The following is a 485-nucleotide window of genomic DNA, read 5'->3' on the forward strand; positions in this document are numbered from 1 at the left end:
GAAATACCTTGCTCTGGATTGCACTGTCAATCGAGTTCGTAAAAAAGTACACAATTGGCAACAACCAGGCACAAGATCAATCAGTTACGAAATGGTCTTGGACAAAACCTTGGAGCGACGCTGCCAGTTGTAGAGCCGCTGGCGCGCCACCGGGAGATCTTCCACCTCCAGGGGATCGAAGCCCCGCTCCCGGAACCAGTGGATGGAACGGGTGGTGAGCACGAACAGGCGGCGGATGCCGAGCCGCTTGGCCCGCTCGGCCACCTTGGCGATCAGCTGATCCCCCCGGTTGGAGTTGCGGTACTCGGGATGGATGGCGACGCAGGCCATCTCGGCCATCGCCTCCTCCATGAAACAGTAGAGCGCCGCGCAACCGATGATGAGGCCGTCGCGCTCGATGATGGTGAACTTGTCTATCTCCATCTCCAGCTGCTCACGGGAGCGGCGCACCAGGATGCCTTCCTCCTCCAGCGGCCGGATCAGAT

1 protein-coding gene is annotated in these 485 nt (G+C 59.8%); it reads right to left on the minus strand.

Features of this window, described 5'->3' with window-relative positions:
- Positions 1-84: 84 nt before the first annotated feature.
- The coding region (argA, locus tag JWG43_RS17860) for an amino-acid N-acetyltransferase (protein ID WP_205244297.1) at positions 85-485 on the minus strand (401 nt) is incomplete at its 5' end.

It is taken from the genome of Desulfobulbus alkaliphilus (genome assembly GCF_016918545.1).
Lineage (GTDB): Bacteria > Desulfobacterota > Desulfobulbia > Desulfobulbales > Desulfobulbaceae > Desulfobulbus > Desulfobulbus alkaliphilus.